Annotated in this window: 23 protein-coding genes; 8 read left to right on the top strand and 15 right to left on the bottom strand. The window is 72.3% G+C overall.

Going from position 1 to position 19,764, the window contains the following annotated elements; translation table 11 throughout:
* Positions 1-10: 10 nt before the first annotated feature.
* A complete protein-coding gene (locus tag J5Y10_RS17440) occupies positions 11-472 on the bottom strand; it encodes a MarR family winged helix-turn-helix transcriptional regulator (RefSeq protein ID WP_209375322.1) in 462 nt (153 codons plus the stop codon).
* A gap of 161 nt (positions 473-633) precedes the next feature.
* On the opposite strand from J5Y10_RS17440, the gene J5Y10_RS17435 reads away from it, so the two are divergent.
* The 3 genes from J5Y10_RS17435 (at position 634) to J5Y10_RS17425 (ending at position 3,424) form a co-directional block, all read left to right on the top strand.
* Entirely contained in the window at positions 634-1,353 is a 720-nt protein-coding gene (locus tag J5Y10_RS17435) for a class II aldolase/adducin family protein (protein ID WP_209375321.1), read from the top strand.
* A gap of 60 nt (positions 1,354-1,413) precedes the next feature.
* Entirely contained in the window at positions 1,414-2,376 is a 963-nt protein-coding gene (locus J5Y10_RS17430) for a Bug family tripartite tricarboxylate transporter substrate binding protein (RefSeq protein ID WP_209375320.1), read from the top strand.
* Positions 2,377-2,512: 136 nt separating this feature from the next.
* Positions 2,513-3,424, top strand: coding sequence for a DMT family transporter (locus tag J5Y10_RS17425; RefSeq protein WP_209375319.1), 912 nt, complete (start codon positions 2,513-2,515; stop codon positions 3,422-3,424).
* Positions 3,425-3,473: 49 nt separating this feature from the next.
* Here the strand turns inward: J5Y10_RS17425 and J5Y10_RS17420 are convergent, their stop codons facing one another.
* The 3 genes from J5Y10_RS17420 to J5Y10_RS17410 form a co-directional block, all read right to left on the bottom strand.
* Positions 3,474-4,586, bottom strand: a complete 1,113-nt coding sequence (locus J5Y10_RS17420) for a 2-aminoethylphosphonate--pyruvate transaminase (RefSeq protein ID WP_209375318.1) — start codon at positions 4,584-4,586, stop codon at positions 3,474-3,476.
* 63 nt (positions 4,587-4,649) lie between these two features.
* Entirely contained in the window at positions 4,650-5,882 is a 1,233-nt protein-coding gene (locus tag J5Y10_RS17415; RefSeq protein ID WP_209375317.1) for a YeeE/YedE family protein, read from the bottom strand.
* Between the two features lie 122 nt (positions 5,883-6,004).
* Complete coding sequence (locus tag J5Y10_RS17410) at positions 6,005-6,625, bottom strand: DUF1194 domain-containing protein (protein ID WP_209375316.1); 621 nt, start codon at positions 6,623-6,625, stop codon at positions 6,005-6,007.
* Between the two features lie 170 nt (positions 6,626-6,795).
* Between J5Y10_RS17410 and J5Y10_RS17405 the strand changes: the two genes are divergently transcribed.
* Positions 6,796-7,449, top strand: coding sequence for an exopolysaccharide biosynthesis protein (locus J5Y10_RS17405; protein WP_209375315.1), 654 nt, complete (start codon positions 6,796-6,798; stop codon positions 7,447-7,449).
* Positions 7,450-7,475: 26 nt separating this feature from the next.
* Here J5Y10_RS17405 and J5Y10_RS17400 read toward each other — a convergent pair whose 3' ends face one another.
* The 3 genes from J5Y10_RS17400 to J5Y10_RS17390 all read right to left on the bottom strand — a co-directional run bounded on the left by J5Y10_RS17400 (position 7,476) and on the right by J5Y10_RS17390 (position 9,312).
* Entirely contained in the window at positions 7,476-7,976 is a 501-nt protein-coding gene (locus tag J5Y10_RS17400) for a DUF3016 domain-containing protein (RefSeq protein WP_209375314.1), read from the bottom strand.
* A 182-nt stretch (positions 7,977-8,158) separates the two neighbouring features.
* Positions 8,159-8,770 carry an SH3 domain-containing protein gene (locus J5Y10_RS17395; protein WP_209375313.1) on the bottom strand — a complete coding sequence of 204 codons (612 nt, stop codon included), beginning with the start codon at positions 8,768-8,770 and terminating at the stop codon, positions 8,159-8,161.
* Positions 8,767-9,312 (bottom strand): hypothetical protein, encoded by a 546-nt coding sequence (locus tag J5Y10_RS17390; RefSeq protein WP_209375312.1) that lies wholly within the window; start codon positions 9,310-9,312, stop codon positions 8,767-8,769. The genes J5Y10_RS17395 and J5Y10_RS17390 overlap by 4 nt, the downstream gene beginning before the upstream one ends.
* Before the next feature lie 137 nt (positions 9,313-9,449).
* On the opposite strand from J5Y10_RS17390, the gene J5Y10_RS17385 reads away from it, so the two are divergent.
* The gene (locus J5Y10_RS17385; protein ID WP_209375311.1) at positions 9,450-9,884 is read left to right on the top strand and encodes a pyridoxamine 5'-phosphate oxidase family protein; all 435 of its coding nucleotides are present in this window, start codon (positions 9,450-9,452) and stop codon (positions 9,882-9,884) included.
* A gap of 25 nt (positions 9,885-9,909) precedes the next feature.
* Here J5Y10_RS17385 and J5Y10_RS28505 read toward each other — a convergent pair whose 3' ends face one another.
* Both J5Y10_RS28505 and J5Y10_RS17375 read right to left on the bottom strand, forming a co-directional pair.
* The gene (locus J5Y10_RS28505) at positions 9,910-11,505 is read right to left on the bottom strand and encodes an FAD-dependent monooxygenase (RefSeq protein ID WP_209375310.1); all 1,596 of its coding nucleotides are present in this window, start codon (positions 11,503-11,505) and stop codon (positions 9,910-9,912) included.
* Between the two features lie 14 nt (positions 11,506-11,519).
* Positions 11,520-12,662 carry a M20 family metallopeptidase gene (locus J5Y10_RS17375; protein WP_209375309.1) on the bottom strand — a complete coding sequence of 381 codons (1,143 nt, stop codon included), beginning with the start codon at positions 12,660-12,662 and terminating at the stop codon, positions 11,520-11,522.
* 119 nt (positions 12,663-12,781) lie between these two features.
* Here J5Y10_RS17375 and J5Y10_RS17370 point away from each other — a divergent pair, with 119 nt between their 5' ends.
* From J5Y10_RS17370 to ribF, 3 genes are all read left to right on the top strand, one after another.
* On the top strand, positions 12,782-13,750 hold the full coding sequence (locus J5Y10_RS17370) for a class I SAM-dependent methyltransferase (protein ID WP_209375308.1): 969 nt from the start codon (positions 12,782-12,784) through the stop codon (positions 13,748-13,750).
* A gap of 79 nt (positions 13,751-13,829) precedes the next feature.
* Complete coding sequence (locus J5Y10_RS17365) at positions 13,830-14,414, top strand: LOG family protein (protein WP_209375307.1); 585 nt, start codon at positions 13,830-13,832, stop codon at positions 14,412-14,414.
* Between the two features lie 23 nt (positions 14,415-14,437).
* Complete coding sequence (gene ribF / locus J5Y10_RS17360) at positions 14,438-15,370, top strand: riboflavin biosynthesis protein RibF (protein ID WP_209375306.1); 933 nt, start codon at positions 14,438-14,440, stop codon at positions 15,368-15,370.
* Positions 15,371-15,478: 108 nt separating this feature from the next.
* On the opposite strand, the gene J5Y10_RS17355 is transcribed toward ribF, so the two are convergent.
* The 6 genes from J5Y10_RS17355 to J5Y10_RS17330 all read right to left on the bottom strand — a co-directional run bounded on the left by J5Y10_RS17355 (position 15,479) and on the right by J5Y10_RS17330 (position 19,726).
* Positions 15,479-15,688, bottom strand: coding sequence for a hypothetical protein (locus J5Y10_RS17355; RefSeq protein ID WP_209375305.1), 210 nt, complete (start codon positions 15,686-15,688; stop codon positions 15,479-15,481).
* A 72-nt stretch (positions 15,689-15,760) separates the two neighbouring features.
* Entirely contained in the window at positions 15,761-16,738 is a 978-nt protein-coding gene (locus J5Y10_RS17350) for a Bug family tripartite tricarboxylate transporter substrate binding protein (protein WP_209375304.1), read from the bottom strand.
* 55 nt (positions 16,739-16,793) lie between these two features.
* Positions 16,794-17,345, bottom strand: a complete 552-nt coding sequence (locus J5Y10_RS17345) for a 3-phenylpropionate/cinnamic acid dioxygenase subunit beta (RefSeq protein WP_209375303.1) — start codon at positions 17,343-17,345, stop codon at positions 16,794-16,796.
* Complete coding sequence (locus tag J5Y10_RS17340; protein WP_209375302.1) at positions 17,338-18,690, bottom strand: aromatic ring-hydroxylating oxygenase subunit alpha; 1,353 nt, start codon at positions 18,688-18,690, stop codon at positions 17,338-17,340. The genes J5Y10_RS17345 and J5Y10_RS17340 overlap by 8 nt, the downstream gene beginning before the upstream one ends.
* Complete coding sequence (locus J5Y10_RS17335; RefSeq protein ID WP_209375301.1) at positions 18,690-19,538, bottom strand: FadR/GntR family transcriptional regulator; 849 nt, start codon at positions 19,536-19,538, stop codon at positions 18,690-18,692. Before J5Y10_RS17335 ends, J5Y10_RS17340 begins: the two co-directional genes overlap by 1 nt.
* Positions 19,535-19,726 carry a hypothetical protein gene (locus J5Y10_RS17330; RefSeq protein WP_209375300.1) on the bottom strand — a complete coding sequence of 64 codons (192 nt, stop codon included), beginning with the start codon at positions 19,724-19,726 and terminating at the stop codon, positions 19,535-19,537. Before J5Y10_RS17330 ends, J5Y10_RS17335 begins: the two co-directional genes overlap by 4 nt.
* Between the last annotated feature and the right edge of the window lie 38 nt (positions 19,727-19,764).

Here is a 19,764-nt window from a genome sequence, read left to right as displayed (position 1 = left end):
GCGAGGCAGGCTAACCCACCATTGCCCGCCGGATCGGCGCCGGCGTCACCTCGTTGTGCAGGTCCGCCAGCTGCGCGGCCAAGCGAAGGAAAGTGGCCCGGTCCGCCGGGGAGAGCGGCGCCAGCAGCTTCTCCTGCACGCGCCGCACAGGCCCTTCCACCTCCTGCAGCAAATCCGCACCCGCTGGTGTCAGCCGCAGCCGCTTGGCCCGCCGGTCCGCCGGCGCCGGCTCCCTGACGATCCAGTCCTTCGCCTCCAACCGCTCCAGCACCCCGCCCAGAGTGGAGCGGTCGAAGGCGATCAGCGCGGAGAGCCGCGTCGCGTCCACCCCGGGATAGGCCCGGATCGCGAACAGCGCGCTGAACTGCACGGAGGTCAGGTCGTGCTCCCCCACCTCCTCCGCGAAGAGAGCGCCTGAAATCTGATGGGCACGCCGGATCAGGTGCCCGGGCATTCCGTAGATCTCCTGCATCGGCCCTTCATCCTCGCTGCCACTCAAGCCCTCAGCCTCCCCGGCGATCACGGCGCCTATATTGACGGCACACTGAAAGAACGCATACTGACTTTCAACGAAACACGTCCAGGAAAGCGGAGTGAAGCGGGCGCACCCGCCATTCCCCGGGAGTCTGCGGCTTGAGCCAGGACCTGCACGCGCTGCTGGGCGACCTCGTCGTCGCCAACCGCATTCTCGCCCATGAGGGCGTCCTCGACGATTTCGGCCACGTCGCCCTGCGCCACCCCGGCCGCCCCGACCGCTTCTTCATCTCCCGCTCCCGCTCGCCGGAGCTCGTCACGCGCGACGACCTGCTGGAATTCACGCTGGACGGCACCCCCGTCGATCCCAAGGGCCTGCGCCCCTACCTGGAAAGCGTCCTCCACGCCCGCATCTTCGCCGCGCGCCCGGACGTGAACGCCACCGTCCACCACCACGCCCCGGCCGTGATGCCCTACACGATCGTGGACGTGCCGCTGCGCCCGATCATGCACATGGCTTCCGTCCTCGGCGGCGCGGTGCCGGTCTGGGACAGCCGCGACGAGTTCGGCGACACTAACATGCTGATCGACGACGCCCCGCGCGCCGACAGCCTCGCCAAGGCCCTCGGCAACGGCACCTGCGTCCTGCTGAAGAACCACGGCGCCGCCGTCGCCGCGCACTCCCTGCCCGCTGTCGTCTTCGTCAGCGTCCGCATGAAGGACAATGCGGATCTGCAGGCCCGCGCCACCGCCATGGGCACCCCGCGCTTCCTCACGGAAGGCGAGATCAGGCTCACATCCGAGATGCTGATGGGCGAGCGCCCGCTGGACCGCGCCTGGTCCTACTACCGCGCCCGCGCCGGCTTCGGCGGGATCTGACCGCATCGGCGCGAGAGGCCGGAACGGCCCCGCGCCAGAACTCCATAGCGGAGAACGTCCATGCGCATCCCCCGCCGCGCCCTCTCCGGCGCCGCCCTGCTCCCGCTCATGCCGGGCATCGCGCGCGCCCAGCGCCGCACCGTGCGCCTCGTCGTGCCCGCCGCCCCTGGTGGCGCCATCGACGTGATCGGCCGCATCTACGCCACCCGCCTCGCCGAGGCGCTGGACCAGACCTGGGTGGTGGAGAACCGCTCGGGCGCCAACAACACCCTCGGCGCCGCGGAGGTCGCCCGCTCCGCGCCCGATGGCACCACCCTCCTCGTCAACGCGGACATCCACCTCATGGCCCGCCGCGTCATGCGCGCCGTGCCCTACGACCCGGTCGCGGACTTCACCCCCATCGCCCGCCTGGCCACCGCCCCTATGGTGCTGGTGGGCAACCCCCGCACGACGCCCGAAGGCGGCCTTCCCGCCCTCGTCGCCGCCATGAAGGCGAAGCCGGAGGCCTTCCCCTTCGCCAACTCCGCCCTCGGCGCCATGGGCCACCTTGCGACGGAAAGTTTCAAGCAGGCGGCCGGCGCCGATGCCCTCGTCGTCTCCTATCGCGGCACCGCACCCGCGCTGACGGATGTGCTCTCCGGCAACGCCGCCCTGATGGTCGCCCCGCTCGGCTCCGCCCTGCCCCATATCGAGGCCAACCGCCTGCGCGCCTTCGCCGTCATGGGTCCCCGCCGCTCGGACCGCGCCCCGTCCATCCCCACGGTCGCCGAGGGCGGCATGCCCGGCCTGGACTTCACTCTCTGGTACGCCCTCTGGGCCCCCAAGGGCCTCCCCGCGGCCGAGGCCGACCGCCTCAACGCCGCCGTCCAAACCCTCGCCCGTGACTCCGAAATTCGCGCCCGCATCGCCGACCAAGGCGCGGAACCCGTGGCCGAGGACCGCGCCAGCTTCGCACGCTTTATCGAAACGGAATCCGAGCGCACGGCGCGCATCGCGCAGGTTGCGGGCATCCAGCCGGAATAGGCGCCGCCCCGAGGCCGGGAAGGCGGTTCCGGCTCCCGCCGGCCATCCCACCCGGCATCCCCTTCAGGCTTATCCAGGGCTAGGATGCCGGCATGACGGCGCAGCGCTGAGCTGATCCTGACGTGGAGAGAGCGGCTTGGAAGCGCCAAGGACGGAAGCGAAGACCCACCAGGGCTCGATGATATCGCCCGCCATCGGGCTCACGGTCCTCTCGGGCCTCCTCTACGTCCTGGGCTACGCGCTCTCCAAGAAGCTGGTCACGGATCACGGCCTGACCCCCTTGCAGGTCACCTTCCTCCGCTGCGTCGTGATCCTGCTGGTCGGCCTGGCCGCCACCGCCTGGCCGGGGAGCCGGCTGACATGGCACCGCCTGTTTCGGCCCGAGAGGGCCTGGGAGCAGAGGGCGGCGGCCGCCGCGCTCGTCGTCTCGAACGCGCTCGCGGTGCTGGCCTACACCCTCCTGTCCGTCACAGCTGCTTCGGCCCTCGGCTTCACCGCACCGCTCCTGCTCGCCCTGCTCGGTGGCCTCTTCCTGCGCGAGAAGGTCTCGCTCGGCCGCTGGCTCGGCACGCTGGTCGGCTTCGCCGGCATGCTGCTGATCGTGAAGCCGGGCGGGGAGGCAAGCCTGCCCGGCATCGCCGCGGCCTTTGCGGGCGCGCTCACCTATGCCGCCTACCAGATCGTCATCCGGCGCCTCCGTGAGGTCGCCACCACGCTCGACACCATCCTGCAGGTAGCCCTGGTCGGCGTCGTCCTGCTGGCCGTGCCCGTCGCGGCCGACTGGCACCCTGTCGGCCTTGTATCCGCCGGACTGGTCGTGGTGGTGACCGCCGTCCAGACGGCCGCCCTGGCGAGCATCGCCGCGGCCCTGCACCGGGGCGAGGCGTCGCGCCTGGCGCCGTGGCAGTTCTCCGGGCTGCTATGGGCCATGGCGCTGGACGCCCTCCTCCTGCATGCCACGCCGACGACCGGAAGCCTGTTCGGCGCCCTCCTCGTCATCGGCGGCGGCGTGCTGGCCCAGACACTCAAATCCCCCGGACGCAGCTAGCCTCCCCAGGGGAAGACCTCCTTCCCCCTGGGGCAGCCCGCGCCCCCGGTCAGGCCGCCTCCCGCCGCACCCCCATCTCCACCAGCGCAGCTTCCATCGCCACCAGCGCCCGCCGCATGTCGTCCGGCGTCACCGCCCCGATGCAGCCGATGCGGATGCTCGGCACCGGCGTGTTGTAGAAGTTGCTGATGAGCACGCCGCGCCGCTTCAGCGCGTCCACGAAGCCCTGCAGCGTGAAGCCCGGCGCCTCCGGCTGGTGCAGGGTCAGGATGATCGGCCCCTGCTCCTCCGGGGTCAGATAGGGACGCAGCCCCAGCCGCTCCGCGCCGCTCCGCAGCACCCGCATGTTAGCGGTGTAGCGGGCCAGCCGGGCCTCGCGCCCGCCCTCCGCCGCATGCAGGTCCAGCGCCACGCCGAAGGCGTGCAGCGCCTGCGCCGCCGGGGTGAAGCGGAAGGATCCCCATCCCGCCGTCTCGGCCGTGCGCAGCACGTCGCCCAGGTCGAAGCTCCAGGACCCCGCCAGCCCCGCCCGCTCCCGCGCGCGCTCCATCGGGCAGACGGCGAAGCCGATCCCCGGCATCCCCTCCAGGCACTTGTTGGAGGTGAAGAGCACCGCGTCGCATTCCGGCTGCGCGGCGATGTCGAAGGGCAGCGCGCCGAAGGCGGAAACGGCGTCCAGGATCATCCGCCGCCCCAGCGCCCGCACCGCCTTCCCCACCGGGCGCGGATCGTTGATCACCCCGCTCCCCGTCTCGGAATAGACGAGCGAGACGTGGGAGATCTCCGGGTCTGCCTCCAGCGCCGCCGCCACCTCCCCGGCCCGCACGCCGCGCGTGTCCGGCACCTCCAGCACCATGGGCACCCGCCCCGCCTCCCGCGCCAGGCGGATCATGCGGTCGGCATAGGTGCCGTTGCGGGGGATCAGCACCTTGCCCGCGGGCGGCACGAAGGTGCGGATCGCCGCCTCCACCATGAAGTGCCCGGCGCCCTGCAACGGCAGCGTGGCGTGCACGCCCTCAACCCCGCCCGCGAGATCGCGCACCCGCTCCCGGATGCGCGCGTACTCCCGCCGGAAGTCCAGGTCCCAGGGCGCGATGTCCACCCCCATCGCCGCCTTCACCTCCGCGCTGGTCTGGACGGGGCCGGGGATGAGCAGAAGCATGGCGGAGCCTTCAGCGACGGGAGCGGGGAAACTGCACCCCCGCCCCGCGCGAAACAACCGGGCTCAGCAGCCGGTCTGCCGGGGCACCCTCTCCACCTCCAGCCCGAAGAGCGGCCGGATCCGGGTGCCCAGCACGTTCCCGAAGAAGGCCGCCACCATCCACACCCAGCCATGCAGGCTGCCGGAGACGATGCCGGAGAAATACGCCCCGATGTTGCAGCCATAGGCCAGCCGCGCCCCGTAGCCGAGGACCAGCCCGCCCACCACCGCGGCCAGGGCGGAGCGCAGCGGAACGCCGAGCTTCGGCGCGTAGCGCCCGGCCAGCGCCGCCGCCAGCAGCGCGCCGACGATGATGCCGAAATCCATCACGGAGGTGACGTCGTTCAGCACGCTCCCCTCCAGCGCCGCCCTCTGCGCGGGCGCCGACCAGTAGGGCCAGGAGGCCGCGTCGATCCCCAGCGCCACCGCCGCCTTGGAACCCCAGAGCGCGAAGGCCGAGGTGATCCCCCAGGGCCGGCCGGAGAGCGCGAGCGTCGCGAAGTTCAGCAGCGCCAGCCCCACCGCGCCCGCCAGCACCGGCCAGGGCCCGCGCAGGAAGCGGCCCAGCCCGTGCCGCACCGGCGCCGCCGCCTGCACCAGCCGCCCGTGCCGTCGCCGCTCCAGCACCACCGTGATCCCGGCAATCAGCGCGAAGACCACGAGGTTTGCCGCCAGCGCCGCCCAGGGTCCCCAGAGCGCGACCAGCGAGATCGGCGGCAGCGAGGGCAGCGATGCCCACCAGTGCAGATGCGCCGCCCCCAGCGTGGAGCCGACCACGAAAAACAGCAGCGTCAGCACCATCCGCACGGACCCGCCGCCCGCCGTGTAGAGCGTGCCGGAGGCGCAGCCCCCGCCCAGCTGCATCCCGATCCCGAACAGGAAGGCCCCGAACACCACGGAGACCCCGACGGGCGAGACCAGCCCCCGCACCGGTTCCCCGAACAGCGTCCCCTGCGCCAGCACGGGGAAGAACAGCAGCGCCGCGAGCGCGAGCATGAACATCTGCGCCCGCAGCCCCTCCCCCCGCCGGTCCGCGATGAAGACCCGCCAGGCCGAGGTGAAGCCGAAGGAGGCATGGTACAGCACCATCCCCAGCGCGGCGCCCAGCAGGTACAGCGCCGCCTGCCGCCCGCTCACCACCTGGGAGATCCAGGCCACCCCCGCCAGCAACAGCGCCCCCGCCGCCAGCGCCGCCATCGCCTGCACCCCGGGCGGGCGCGGCAGGGTCGGTGTTTCGTTGAAGGTGGTCGCGGACATCACGGCGGCTCCGGGGGAAAGGACGGCCGGGATATAGGGGCTGCGCCGGTTCAACGCGCATGCCCTGCGTTAATGCCTGGGTTTCACGATCGCCCCCCGTTCCTCTCAGGGGGCCGCGTTTCTCAGGAGGTCGGGGCCGCCCGCAATTCCCGCACCAGCTTGCGCCGGATCGCCTCGGCGAAGGCGGCATAGTCCGCGCACTCCATCACGAAGGCGCCGGGCCCGCCGATCACCTCCGCCGCATAGTGGGCCGGCAGGTCCGGCTCCTCGTTCACCACGGCCAGCCCGTTCACCGTCACCCCCGCCCCCACCGCCGCATCCCGCACGGGGCCGGACGGGATGCCCGCATTCCCCGCCCCGTCGCCGGAGACGTCCACCACCTGCCGCCCCGCCTTCGCGGGGAACTCCGCCAGCAGCCGCAGCGCCGCCGTCAGCCCCTCCCCCAGCGCGGTGGCGCCCGCCGGCACCAGCCGGGGGGCGGAATCCACCGCATCCGCCAGCGCGGCCGCGCTCTCCTCCCCGTCGACCACCATCCAGGGCACCGCCACCGCCTGCGCCCCCGGCCCGGACCACAGGACGGCCGCCACCGCCGCCGCCCCGCGCGGCCCACCGGCCGCCGCGGCCACCACCTCCGGGTCACGGAAGGCCGCGGCCAGCCCGCCCATCATCAGCCCGAACTCGTCGTGATCGACGGAGGAGGAGGCGTCCACCGCCAGGCACAGCGCGACATCAACATCCCTCATGCCCGGGAACTTGGCCCCGCCCGGCCCGGGATTCGCCCCCATCCCCGGTTTTCACCTTGGGTTCTCCTTGGGTGGCGCCTCCGCCGCACCAGATTGTGAGGCCTTGCCCAAGGGTCCGCGAGAGGCCCCCTTCGCCTTCAACCCACCCAATGGGGAGCACGACGCGACTTATGGACGGCACCATCCACCTCCCCCTCGCCCCCGCCGCCCCCGCCGGGCACGCCGCCGAGGACGCCGCCCCCATCTCCCGCATCGTGGCCGAGGTGGCGGCCACCTTCCCCGGGGAACGCATCACCCTCGGGGAGATGGCGGAGGCCTTCGGCGACCGCGCCTTCGGCCTGCTCATCCTCCTGCTGCTCCTGCCTTCCCTTCTGCCGGGCATGGCCAGCGTCTTCGGCCTACCCATGCTGGTGCTGGGGGTGCAGATGGGCCTCGGCCGCCGCGTGCCGCGCCTGCCCGCCATCATGGCCCGCCGCTCGATCCGCCGGACGGACCTGCTGCGCCTCGCCGGCGCCTCCTCGAAGTGGCTGCGGAAGCTGGAACGCCATGTCCGCCCCCGCCCCGGCCCCTTCACCACCCCCTTCGGGGACCGCCTCTTCGGCTGGCTGACCGTCTATGTCGCGGTCATGCTGATCCTGCCGGGCCCGGGCACCAACGGCCCTCCGGCCTTCGGCAACATCGTCATGGCGCTCGGCCTGGTAGAGCATGACAGCCGCACCATGGGCTGGGGCGTCGCCCTTACCATTGCCGGCTGCCTCTTCGCCACCGTGGTCCTTGCCCTGCTCTGCTGGCTGGGAATGGAAGCCCTGAACTTCGTGTTCTAGCCGGCCCCCGATCAGCCAGCCCCCGATCAGCCAGCCCGGAAGCGCGTCTGGAACCAGTCGTCCAGCATCGCCTTCTCCGAGAAGAGCCGGTCGCCGGACTGGATCCGCCCGGGCCGCATGTCGAAGGCCTGGTCGCTCAGCCGCTCCTCGCCGCTGCGGATCACCCGATCCCCCTCGCGCAGCCGGTAGCGCAGCGCGATTCGCGGCCAGGTGGCGCCCGTCACCACCCGAAGGTCGGGATTGTCGATCCGCCAGGGCTCGATCTGCCCGGTCAGGTCCACATCCGTGACCTCCACCTCCAGGGTCTGCCCCGCCGGCAGCCCGCCCTGCGCCAGCCGCCCGATATGGGCTGCAAGCTCCCGCAGCGCCGGCGCATCCGCGTCCACGCTCCGCCTGCCGTTCAGGCTCGCATCGGTGAAGCGCTCCGGCGCCACGAAGCTCACCCGGGCCTCCCCGGCCATCGCGCCCGGCGCCCCGGCGACCATCAGGGCGAGCGCCGCGCCGGCAAGAAGGGCGGTGATCCGCATCCCTGTCGTCCTCCACGATCCTGCCGGGCCAGCCCGGCCGTGACACCGGACGCTTAACGCCCGCGCCCCCGCGCCCGCCGCCCGGTCACCCCGGTCAAGCCTGCGTTACGGCCCCGCCTGCCAGCCCGTGGCCCAGGTCGGTGTGGGCACGACCATGCGCGGCCGCCGCTGTGCCGCCAGCCTCAGCGCCGGCCCGGCGGCCGGTCCGGCGCCAGCTCCGCCGCGCGTAGCCAGCCCTCCACCGCCCGCTCCCCGGCGACGTAGCGCGCCCGCACCCATTCCCCCCGCCGCTCCAGCACCGCGACGGGATCATCCTCCACCACATAGGGGGTCCGCGGAGCGGGCGCGCCCGGGGCGGGGCGGAAAGCCGCCCGCCGCGCGGTGACGAGCGCCACCCCGATCCAGCCATCCCCCGCGCGGTCCAGCCCCGCACGGTAGGGTTGGCCCACCATGTCCCCTGTCGTCATGAGGCAGCCGCCATGGTTCTCCCGCAGCACCAGGGAGGCCTGGGCCCCCTCGAAGGAGAGATTACCGGGGATCGGATCCTCCCCGGGATACCATGTCTCCACTTGCCCGCGCCCCTTCTCCAACCGGCCGCGCAGCAGGAAGACGCAGCTGAACTGCGGCGCCGCCTCCGTTCCGCCGCCCCTGCGCGCCTCCGAGAAGACGCCGCTCACCTGATTCCCGTTGATGGCGAGGCTGAGCCCCCCATAGAGCCCGGAGTCCGGCGGACCGGCCGCCAGGGCAGGCCCGGCCAGGAAAGGGAGCAGGAGAAGGGGCCCTATCCCTCTCACGGGGGGGTCGCCCCGGTGGCCACCGCCATGAACTCGGCCCGCCGCGTCTCGAACCCCGTCCGCTCCCCCACGCAAACGGTGGAGGTCCGGCCGCGCGGGGTCTCCTGGATCACGAAAAGGGTCCGCACCTCGCGCGCTCGGGGCGGCAGCCCCTCGCCCTTGAAATCCCCGACCATGGTGTAGCCGGACCGCCCCTTGTCCTCGAAGGTCCTGGCCTCCCGGATCTCATAGAGGGCTGACAGGGCCTTCCGCGCCAGGTCCTGCCACTCGGCCCCCCGCATGGTGGCGTCCAGCTGGGCCTGGGTGAAGCGGCCATTCTGCGGCGCCGGGGTGAAGGCCACCTGGCAGCCCGTGTCGGTGTCGGCGGGCGTCTTCACCTCGAAGCGCGCGGCCTGCCCGCGCCCCGGCGGGATGGAACGGGCCGCGTAGCCCGGCGGCGCCGCCACCACCAGCCCGCTCGCCGCGTCCCGGACGGGCTGGGCCGCCGCGGCCATGGGCGCGGCCAGCGCGGCGGCGAGCAGAAGGGGTCCAATGCGTCGCAAGGCGCTCTCCGTCCGGTGTGTCCAGCGGGAACGCCGTGCCCCGGCCCCGGTTCGGCACGCGCGATGCCACCGTCCGGCCCGCCGGAACGACGCCCGCCCTCCCGCGTTCAGCCCCGGCAACCCGAAGGAGCCCTCCCATGGCCCAGAAGACCCTCTCCGACCTGTCCAAGGACATGGCGAAGATCGACTACGCCATGCTCATGACCCGCGCCGAGAACGGCCACATCGCCGGCCGGCCGATGAGCAACAACGGCGAGGTGGAGTACAAGGGCGACAGCTACTTCTTCGCCCTCGACAGCACGCACACGGTCGGCGAGATCGCGCGCGACCCGAAGGTGGCCCTGGCCTTCGCGGGGCGGGAAGGCATCGTCGGCCAGCGCCCCGTCTTCATCAACGTGGAGGGCCAGGCCGAGCTGATCCGCGACAAGGCCCAGTTCCAGGCCCACTGGACCACGGACCTGGACCGCTGGTTCGAGAAGGGCGTCGACACGCCCGGCCTCGTGCTGATCAAGGTCCACGCCTCCCGCATCCACTACTGGGCGGGTGAGGAGGAGGGCGAGCTGACCGTCTGATCGGCCAGTGCTGGCCCGGCGCGGCTCAGCGGCCCGAGAGGGCCCGCCGCGCCGCCGTCAGGTCCAGCCCCTCGCCGCGCCAGGCGACATAGCCATCGGGCCGGATGACCAGCACCGCCTGGTCCGCCGGCCCGTGCAGCCCATAGGCCTCGAACACAGCCGCCGTCTCCGGCACCACCGCGCGCGGATCCCGCCCCGCCACCAGCCGGGCGACGAGGTGGGACGGCATGCGGAAGCCCTCCATCGCCGCCCGCGCCGCCTCCACCGCCTCCGGCCCCAGCGGCCGGCGCGAGAGCGCCAGCAGGTGCGGCCGATATCCGGTGATGAGGTCGAAGACGCGCGTCCGCCGGTTGATCGCCGCGTCCGGCGCCCGCTCCCCCGCGCGGGGATGCGGCCCCTTCGACGCGCCGGGATAGGCGATGTCGATCTCCGACACCGTGCGGAAGGCCCGGCGCTGCACCGCCCCCAGCTCCGCCGCGCCCCCGAAGACGGCGGTCATCAGCGGCCCGCGCAGCGCCGCCCGCCAGCCCCGCTGCGCGGCCACGACGGAGAAAAGCCGGTCCGTCTGCCGCAGCACCGCCTCCCCCACCGGCCGCCGCTCCGCGTCGTAGCTGTCCAGCAGCGCATCGCCGGCGGTGCCCTGCACCACCTCCGCCAGCTTCCAGGCGAGGTTCGCCGCGTCCTGCAGCCCCGTGTTCATGCCCTGCCCGCCGGCCGGAGAATGGATATGCGCCGCATCCCCCGCCACGAAGGCGCGGCCCACCCGGTAGCGCTCCACCCCGCGGTGATGGATCCGGTAGCGGCTGGTCCAGGCCGCATCCCGCAGCCGCACGGGATGCCCCACCGCGGCGGAGAAGGCCGCCTGCATCTCCGGCAGGCCCAGCGGTGCCCGCGGATCGCCCGTCGCCGCCTCCGGGCGCGTATCCGCCGCCATCACGCGCGACAGCGCCTCGCCCTTCAGCGGAAGGAACAGCCCCAGCGCGCCGGCATTGACGAAGCCCCGGAAGCGATGGTGCCCGAGGTCCCAGTCCACCCGGCAATCCGCCAGCAGGAAGTGCTGGTCATAGGGCGCGCCCGCGAAGGACAGCCCGAGCGCCTTGCGGACGATGCTGTGCGCCCCGTCCGCGCCCACCAGGAAGGCGCTGCGGATGGAGACCTCCCCCTCCGGCCCCGTGCCGCGCACGGTCACCCCTGCCGCGTCCTGGGCCAGCCGCGCCACCTCGACCCCGCGCTCCACCCGCACCCCCTGGGCCTCGAGGTCGGCGATGAGGAGGGCCTCGGTCTCGGCCTGGGGCAGCATGAGGATGAAGGGGAAGGGCGTGTCGGGGGAATCCGCGCGGTCGAAGTCCAGCCCGCCCAGGGGCCGCCCGCCCAGGTGGAACTCCACCCCCGTGTTCATCACGCCCCGGTCCAGGAAGGACTCCACGAGGCCGATCGACCCGAACAGCTCCAGCGTCCGCGCCTGGATCGCGAAGGCCTGGGATTCGCGGGACGCCTCGGCCCGCTTCTCCACCACCCGCACCCGCACGCCGCGCCGGCGCAGCAGGGTGGCGGCCATCAGCCCCGTCGGCCCGGCCCCCACGACAAGAACGTCGCAATCCCGGTCCGCCACGGCCGCCATCCCTTCCTATTGGGTCAGAGGGTCTCCAGCAGCCCCGCGATCACCTGCCCGCGCGGCGCCAGGTCCCGCCACAGGATGTGCTCGAAGGGCGCATGGGCGCCAGCACCCGTGCAGCCCAGCCCGTCCAGCGTCGGGATGCCCATGGCGGCGGTGAAGTTGCCGTCGGATCCGCCGCCGCGGTGCTGCTTCGGCAGCTCGTAGCCCGCCTCCCGCGCCAGGGTCCGGGCGCGCTCATAGAGGTTCAGGATGTCCGGGTTCTCCGCGAAGGAGGGGCGGTTCATCCCGCCCTCCACCGTGATGGTGATCCCGTCCTCGGTGCCCGCGAGCGCCAGGATCTCCTTCTCCATCCGCTCGCCGTCCGCCACCGTCGCCACGCGCAGGTCGATCTCGCAGCCGGCCTCCGGCGGGATCACGTTGGGCCGCGTGCCGCCCCAGACCGGCGCGACATTCGTCGTGGTGCCCCCCGCCAGGTCCACCATGGCGTGAACCTTCCCGATCAGCCCGGCCAGCGCCACCACCGCGCTGCGCCCCTCCGTCCAGTTGCCGCCGGCATGGGCGGACACGCCCTGGATCTTCACGGTGAAGCGCCCCACGCCCTTGCGCGCCGTCACGCAGGCGCCGCCGGGATTGCCCGCGGGCTCGGGGATCAGCACCGCGCTGGACCCCGCCGCCTCCCGCTCGATGATATCGCGGGAGGTGGGGCTGCCCACCTCCTCGTCCGGCGTCAGCAGCAGGGTGATCGGGCTCTTCGTCTGCACGCCCTGGCGCAGGATCTCCCGCAGCGCGTGGAAGGCCAGGAAGGATCCCGCCTTCATGTCGTAGATCCCCGGCCCGAAGGCCTTCTCCCCCTCCACCTTCCAGGGCATGGAGGTGGCCAGCGTCCCATTGTCCCACACCGTGTCCAGATGGCCGGAGATGAGCACGGGGCGGCGGTTGCCATGGGCGGGGCTCGGCGGGGTGCGCGCGATCAGCGTGTCCCCGTAGCCGTCCCGGCCGGGGATGCGCTCCACCACCGCGCCGGCCTCGCGCAGCGCCGTCTCCGCCCTGTCCATCAGGCCGTTCACCGCCACGGGGTCAGTGGTCGGCGTCTCGTGCAGCACCCAGCCTTGCAGCTCCTCCAGCAGGGCTTCGCTGGTGCCGATCCGGGTCTGTGGCATGGGGGGTCCTCTTCCAATGGCCGCCCGGGTTTCTCGCGCCGGGGCCGGGCCTTGTCCATGCCGCAACCATCCACCCCGCGGCCGGTGCGGATCGGCGGGGACATGCTAGGCTCCGCCCCATGGCGACCCGCGACGAAGTCCTGACCTGCTACCGCTACATCCTGGGCCGCGAGCCGGAATCGGACATGGTCCTCCTCTCCCAGGTTATCCCGGAGGAGACGCTGGAGGCGCTGCGCGCACGCTTCCTCAGCTCGGAGGAGTTCCTCAGGAAGTCGCGCCTCCTCGTCAACGGCCTGCCGCGCCCTCTGCCCCTGACCGTGCCGCCCCTGAAGGTAGAGACGGAGGCGCCGCCGGAGACCTTGCGCCGCCTGGTCGAGAAGACCGGGGAATACTGGTCCGCCATTGGCACGGAGGCGCCGCACTGGTCCGTGCTAACAAGCGACATGTACCGGCCCGAGCGGATCGAGGACACGAAGGCGTATTTCTACGCCAGCGGGAAGAACGACCTGAACATCATCCGCGGCTGCCTGCGCCGCGCCCGCGTGCAGCCGGAAGCGATGGTCACCGCCGTGGAATACGGCTGCGGCGTGGGGCGGGTGACGGGCCACTTGGCCGTCAAGTTCCCGAAGGTGGTCGCCTGCGACATCTCGCGCCCGCATTTGGACATCGCCGCCGCCCACCTGGCCGAGACCGGCGCGTCCAACGTCCAGCTCGAGCATCTCGGGCCGGACCGGCTGCACCCCGAGCTCCGCTGCGACTTCTGGTTCTCCCGCATCGTGCTGCAGCACAACCCGCCGCCGGTGATGGCGGCCATCCTCCGACGCGCCTTCGCCGCCCTGAACCCCGGCGGCGTCGCGGTCTTCCAGGTGCCCACCTACAAGCTGGACTACACCTTCCGCATCCGGGACTACCTGGACGGGCCGCTGGGCAAGCAGATGGAGATGCACATCCTGCCCCAGCCCACCGTCTTCGCCCTGGCCGAGGAGGCGGATTGCCGGCCGGTGGAGGTGCGGGAGGACACGGGCCTGGTCAGCAGCCAGATCGACCAGTGGCTCTCCAACCTCTTCGTCTTCCGCAAGAGGGGCTGACGCCCCCTTCCGCAAGGATCGCCGCCCCCGGCTGGATAGAGGCCTGCTGCGGTGCCACATTCCCCCCATGAGCATTGAGATGAAGAAGGTCTGCGTCTTCTGCGGCGCGAACCCCGGCACCGACCCCGCCTTCGCCGAAGCGGCCCGCGCCCTGGGCCATGCCATCGCGGAGCGGGGCCTCGGCCTCGTCTATGGCGGGGGCAAGGTGGGGCTGATGGGCGTGGTGGCGGACGCCGCGCTGGAGGCCGGGGCCGAGGTGGACGGGGTGATCCCCGAGCACCTGATGCAGAGGGAACTCGGCCACGGCTCCGTCACCCGGCTGCACGTCGTCGCCTCCATGCATGAGCGGAAGGCGATGATGGCGAAGCTTTCGGACGGCTTCGTGGTGCTGCCCGGCGGCTTCGGCACGCTGGAGGAGGCCTTCGAGGTCCTCACCTGGTCCCAGCTCGGCCTGCACCGCAAGGGCACGGTCTTCCTGGACGTGAACGGCTACTGGGGCCGGCTGAACGCGATGCTGGACGGCATGGTGGAGGCCGGCTTCGTGCGCGCCGAGCACCGCCAGCTCTCCCTCACGGCCGGAACGCCGGCCGCGGCCCTGGACCTGCTCGCCACCTTCCGCCCGCCGGAGGTGACGCGCTGGATCGAGCGCGTGGCCCAGGCTTGATATCACCCCTGACGAGGCCCGACATGGCCTGCGAGGTCTGGACGGACTGGCGCGCCCTGCCGGCGGGCGCGCGCGGCGGCACCGTGGCACTGGGCAACCTGGACGGGGTGCATCGCGGCCACCGCGCCGTGCTCGCCGCCGCCCACGCCGCCCGCCCGGACCTGCCCCTGCAGGCGATGACGCTGGAACCCCATCCCCGGGAGTATTTCCGCCCCCAGGACCCGCCCTTCCGCCTGACCCTTCTGCCCGCCAAGGCCGCAGCCCTGGCGGAGGCGGGCTGCACCGGCCTGCACGCCATTCCCTTCGACGCCACCCTCGCCGCCATGGAGGCCGAGGCCTTCTGCGAGACGATCCTCGCCGAGGCGCTGGGGGCCCGGCACCTGGCCTGCGGCGCCGACTTCGCCTTCGGCCACCGCCGGGGCGGCGACGTGACCTTCCTGGCCCGCTGGGCGGAGCGGCGGGGCATCGGCCTCTCCATCGTCCCCCCCGTCTCCGACGCCGCCGGCCCGATCAGCAGCACTCGCATCCGCCGCGCCCTGCAGGACGGCTACCCCGAGCGCGCCGCCGCCCTGCTGGGCCGGGACTGGGAGGTGCGCGGGGTGGTCTTCCACGGCGATCGCCTGGGCCGGGAACTCGGCTGGCCCACCGCCAATATCTGGATGGGCCGCCACCTGGAGCCGGCCCGCGGCGTCTACGCCGTGCGCGCCGCCCTGCCGGACGGAACCCTGGTGCCGGGGGTCGCGAATATCGGCCGCCGCCCGACCCTGGGCGGAGACCCGGAGACGCGGCTGGAGACGCACCTCTTCGACTGGTCCGGCGACCTCTACGACCGGGAGATCGGCATCCGCCTGGTCCGCTTCCTGCGGGAGGACATGACCTTCACCGGGCTGGACGAGCTGAAGGCCGCCATCGCGGCGGATGCGGCAGGGGCCCGCGCCGTGCTGGGCATCGGCTAGCCGCTCGGCGGGACAGGCCGCCGCCGGCACGAACCGCAGCAGGCGCGAGGGCCCGTGTGCCTGGCCAGGCGATGGAAATCGGAGCCCGGCGGCCGGGCTACCCCTGGCTCAGCGGTTTGCCGCCTTGTGGGTGCCCACGTTCTCGTGCCACTCGACGGGCATGCCGTCCCAGGAGGCGATCTGCTTGCCCGCCCACTTCTTGCGGACATAGACCTGGAAGCCCTCCGCGGTGGCCTCGACATAGCCGGACTTGCCGTCGGTCAGCCGCAGGTGCTGGGCAAGCGCCTCGCCCTGGGTCTTCATGTAGTCGTCGCTCATGGTCCGCCCGATCCTGATGCTCTCCGCCAGTATAGCCGAAGACGCGGCCCGCACAGGCGCGGCCGGCCGCGCTCACTCCTCGACGCGGATGTTGTTGCTGTCCACGACGTTCTTCCAGCGCGCCAGCTCCGCATGGAAGAAGGCGGCGAACTCCGCCGGGCCGGCGCCGGCCGGCTCCAGCCCCATGCCGCGCAGCCGCGCCTGGGTCTCCGGCTCCGCGACCACGGCCAGCAGCGCCGCCGCCATCCGGTCCCGGATCGCATCGGGCAGGCCGCGCGGGCCGAAGACGGAAGCCCAGCTCGTCACCACGAAGTCGGGCACGCCGCTCTCGATCATCGTCGGCACCTCCGGCAGCTGCGGGATGCGGTTCCGGCTGGTCACCGCGAGGATGCGGACGCCCCCGGACTGGATCGCCGGCAACGCGGAGGGCAGGTTGTCGAACACCATCTGGATCCGCCCGGCCCGCAGATCCGTCAGCGAGGCGGCCGAGCCGCGATAGGGCACGTGCTCGAACCGCGTCCCCGTCGTCATCATGAACAGCACGGCGGTGAGGTGGTTGGAGGCGCCGACGCCGGTGGAGCCGAAATCCATCCGCCCCGGGCGCGACTTCGCCAGCGCGATGAACTCCTGCACGTTGCGCGCCGGCAGCTCGTTGCTCACGACCAGGGAATTCACGAACTCCGCCACCTTCGCGACGGGCGTGAGGTCATGGACCACGTCGAAGGGGAAGTTGCGGTTCACCAGCGGCGGCAGCACTTGGCCGCCGAGGCCGCCCAGGGTGAAGCTGTAGCCATCAGGGGCGGATCGGACCAGCTCCTGCATCCCGATCACGCCGTTCCCGCCGGGGCGGTTCTCCACCACCACGGGCTGGCCGAGCCGGTCGCGCAGCCGCTCGGACAGGACGCGCGTCAGGAGGTCGATCACCCCGCCCGCGGGATAGGCGACAATCATGCGGATCGGCCGCGCCGGCCAGGCCTCCTGCGCCATCGCGCCGGCGGAGAGGAAGAACGCGCACGCTGCGCCCAGGGCGCACTTCACCAGCCAAGCCATCCCGGTATCCCCCGTCGAATGCCACGCCGTGTGGCTGGCGGCCCGCCCTTGCCCCCTAGAGGAAGCTGGTCAGGTTCTTTGCCAGCAATACGCTCTGGTCCAGGCGGATCTCCCGCCGCGCGATGCGCCAGCCGCCCGCTTCCCGTCGCAGGCGGTCGGTCCGCTTGCCCGCGAGGATGTCGGTCTCGTCATGGATGCGGTTGCGGTAGAGGAGGAAGCGGCTGCGCACCTCCACCTCCTCCGCACGCGCCGCAATCGGCAGGGCCGAGGCGACGCGGATATTCGTCAGCAGGTGCGAGGTGCGGGAGCGCGGCTCCTCTGCCCAGTGGATGCCGGTGCGGAGCTGCTCCACGCGCTGGCGCAGCGTCTCCTTGCCCTCGTCGAACCAGCAGGTGTCCTGCCCCTCCCGCGTGTACTCCATCGCCATCTGGTTGAAGCGCACGTTGCGCGCGATCGGCATCCAGTAGCGGACATCGTCGGTGAAGAGCTCCAGCCACTCCTCGAAGCGCCGCTCGTCCAGAAGCTCCGCCTCCGTATGGAGGAAGTCGCGGACCTCGTGCTCCAGCAGCATCGCCGCCAGGCGGGCGTCCTGCATCACCTCACCCATGGGCCGGCTCCGCCACCGCCGCGCGGGCGGGCGCCATCAGCGCGTTCCAGTCCCGACCCTCCATGAACTGCGCCCAGCGGCCGTAGAAGATGCGGGCGTTCTGCTCGGAATACTCGCCCCCGTCATAGCCGCCGCGCAGCTCCGGGATGGGCTGCGAATGGCCCATGCCCATCTGGTAGTTGTAGGGGTAGCGGCGCGCGACGACGCCCGTGCTCGCCTCGGTGGCGTAGACCCAGTTCTCCATGTCGTCGGACTCGGTCATGCCGCCCGGGCCGGAGTAGCGGAGGTAGTAGTGGCGGGCGACGTCCTTCACCGCCTGCGGCGCGTCCCGGTCCACCAGGAAGATGCGCCACATCTCCATCTCGGTCGGGCTGATCGGGTGGAACACCGCGATGGTGCGGGGCTGCCGCCCGTGGAAGGACATGTTGGGGAAGATCGTGCCCGTGCCCGTGGTGACACGCAGCCGGTCGCCGAGGTTCCGCACCCGCGCCTCATGGACCTGCCGGTAGTACTCCTCCACCTCCGGGTGGTTGCGGTAGGTCGCGACATAGTCCGGCTCCGCCCGGTGCGGCAGCTCCGCCAGCCCGCCATGGCCGAGATCGGGGAAGCCGACCGTCGTGCGCCCGCGCTGCCGGTCGCGCCGCCCCTTGCCGCCGGAAGGGCCGATGCCGACGAGATCGACGGAGCGGTGGCTGATGTCGTGATAGAGGTCGCCGATGAAGTTCTCGGCCGCGAACTTCCAGTTGCACTTCACGCGCCACTTCTGCACGCCGCCGATCATCTCCGATCCGCCCTCGCGCCCATCGCGGTGGTCCAGCGCGGCGCCCAGGTAATAGGCGAAGTCGCCGATATACTCCTCGAAGTCCGGCGCGTTCTCGTCCCAGCTCGCCCAGATCGTGCCGCGGTAGTTCACCACGCGCGGGCAGTGGACCAGCCCCCAGGACTTCTTGTCCAGCTCGCTCCTGTAGTGGGAGGAGAAGCCGGGCACGCCCACCAGCTCGCCCGGCCGGTCCACCAACCGCCCATCCGTGGAGTAGCTCCAGCCGTGATAGGGGCAGGTGAAGACCCGGGCATTGCCCTGGTCCGCCCGGCAGACCTTCATCCCGCGATGCATGCAGGAGTTGAGCAGGACGTTGATCTTGCCCTGCCGGTCCCGTGTCAGCACCACGGATTCGGTGCCCATGCGGGAGACGAAGTAGTCGTCCGGCTCCTTCACCATGTCCTCGTGCCCGATGAAGAGCCAGGCGCGGCCGAAGATCCGCTCCTGCTCCTGCCGGAACACCTCCTCGCTGACGAAGACCTCGCGGCTCACCGTCCCGGTGCGCAGGTCGACCAGCCCGTCCATCATGCCCCCTCCTTGCTCCGTCGCGCCGGACGACGCGGAACAATCGCCCCGTCGCGCAGCCCCGCAGCCCCGCCGCGCAATCGCGCGATGCGCTCCGCCGTATGCGCCATGTGCCGCCGCGCCGCGGTGCGCGCCGCCTCCGGGTCCCGGTCCGCGATGGCGTCGCGGATGGCGCGGTGCTCGTCCTGCGCCTCGGCCTCCGCGGTCGGCTCGCCCTCGGCGAAGCGCCGCCAGGAAGCCGTGATGTTCTCGCGCAGGAAGCGGTGCAGGGAGTTGAAGAAGGAGACGTAGTAGGTGTTGTGCGTCGCGGCGCTGATGGCGGCGTGCAGGCGGATATCGGCCTCCACCTCCGCCGCCAGATCACCGGCCCGCACCGCGGCGCCGATCGCCGCCACCGCCGCATCCATCTCGGCCAGGTCCGCCGGCTCGCGGCGCAGCGCGGCCAGGGCGGCCGCCTCCGCCTCGAAGCCCATCCGCAGCTCGCAGATCTGCAGCACCTCCGCCACGTCCTCGTGCGAGGAGGGATCGATCTGGAAGGGTTCCGGCGGCGGTTCCGCCGCGACGAAGACGCCGAGCCCCTGGCGCGTGGAGACGCGGTTCTCCGCTTTCAGCCGCGAGATCGCCTCGCGCATCACCGTGCGGCTGACGCCATAGGATGCGGCCATGGCCTGCTCGGAGGGCAGCGCCTCGCCCGGCGCGCGCCGACCGGAAAGGATGTCGCCGCGCAGCGCCTCCGCCACGCGCTCCGTGAGGCTGGGAGCCTGGAGGATGGGCTGCGCGGCCGGGGCAGCCGCCTCCTCCCGCGGCCGGGCGGCGCCGGCCGCGCGCAGCGGCGCCGATCGGCTCACCCCAGGACCTCCACCACGTCGTTCGCGAAGACGGGGATGTCCTTCGCATCGGCCGGCGCCCCGGGGTCGCGGCACATGATCCAGGTGCCGTCGCCGGGATTGTCCACGACCTCGACCACGGAACCGTCGGCGAGCGAGAGCCGGCTGCCCACCGCCACATCCAGCAGGTTGATCGACTTGCGCTCCAACGCGACCTCCGATCACCATGGGGGCGTCCCCGTTGCGG

The organism is Roseomonas indoligenes (genome assembly GCF_017813365.1).
Classification (GTDB): domain Bacteria; phylum Pseudomonadota; class Alphaproteobacteria; order Acetobacterales; family Acetobacteraceae; genus Roseomonas; species Roseomonas indoligenes.
This window is presented reverse-complemented; position numbering and strand designations above follow the sequence as displayed.

Coding starts and splice junctions, on each gene's coding strand:
- J5Y10_RS17440 (WP_209375322.1), bottom strand. CDS start 472: ATGCAGGAGATCTACGGAATGCCCGGGCACCTGATCCGGCGTGCCCAT.
- J5Y10_RS17430 (WP_209375320.1), top strand. CDS start 1,414: ATGCGCATCCCCCGCCGCGCCCTCTCCGGCGCCGCCCTGCTCCCGCTC.
- J5Y10_RS17420 (WP_209375318.1), bottom strand. CDS start 4,586: ATGCTTCTGCTCATCCCCGGCCCCGTCCAGACCAGCGCGGAGGTGAAG.
- J5Y10_RS17415 (WP_209375317.1), bottom strand. CDS start 5,882: ATGTCCGCGACCACCTTCAACGAAACACCGACCCTGCCGCGCCCGCCC.
- J5Y10_RS17410 (WP_209375316.1), bottom strand. CDS start 6,625: ATGAGGGATGTTGATGTCGCGCTGTGCCTGGCGGTGGACGCCTCCTCC.
- J5Y10_RS17405 (WP_209375315.1), top strand. CDS start 6,796: ATGGACGGCACCATCCACCTCCCCCTCGCCCCCGCCGCCCCCGCCGGG.
- J5Y10_RS17400 (WP_209375314.1), bottom strand. CDS start 7,976: ATGCGGATCACCGCCCTTCTTGCCGGCGCGGCGCTCGCCCTGATGGTC.
- J5Y10_RS17385 (WP_209375311.1), top strand. CDS start 9,450: ATGGCCCAGAAGACCCTCTCCGACCTGTCCAAGGACATGGCGAAGATC.
- J5Y10_RS28505 (WP_209375310.1), bottom strand. CDS start 11,505: ATGGCGGCCGTGGCGGACCGGGATTGCGACGTTCTTGTCGTGGGGGCC.
- J5Y10_RS17375 (WP_209375309.1), bottom strand. CDS start 12,662: ATGCCACAGACCCGGATCGGCACCAGCGAAGCCCTGCTGGAGGAGCTG.
- J5Y10_RS17370 (WP_209375308.1), top strand. CDS start 12,782: ATGGCGACCCGCGACGAAGTCCTGACCTGCTACCGCTACATCCTGGGC.
- J5Y10_RS17365 (WP_209375307.1), top strand. CDS start 13,830: ATGAAGAAGGTCTGCGTCTTCTGCGGCGCGAACCCCGGCACCGACCCC.
- ribF (WP_209375306.1), top strand. CDS start 14,438: ATGGCCTGCGAGGTCTGGACGGACTGGCGCGCCCTGCCGGCGGGCGCG.
- J5Y10_RS17355 (WP_209375305.1), bottom strand. CDS start 15,688: ATGAGCGACGACTACATGAAGACCCAGGGCGAGGCGCTTGCCCAGCAC.
- J5Y10_RS17350 (WP_209375304.1), bottom strand. CDS start 16,738: ATGGCTTGGCTGGTGAAGTGCGCCCTGGGCGCAGCGTGCGCGTTCTTC.
- J5Y10_RS17345 (WP_209375303.1), bottom strand. CDS start 17,345: ATGGGTGAGGTGATGCAGGACGCCCGCCTGGCGGCGATGCTGCTGGAG.
- J5Y10_RS17340 (WP_209375302.1), bottom strand. CDS start 18,690: ATGGACGGGCTGGTCGACCTGCGCACCGGGACGGTGAGCCGCGAGGTC.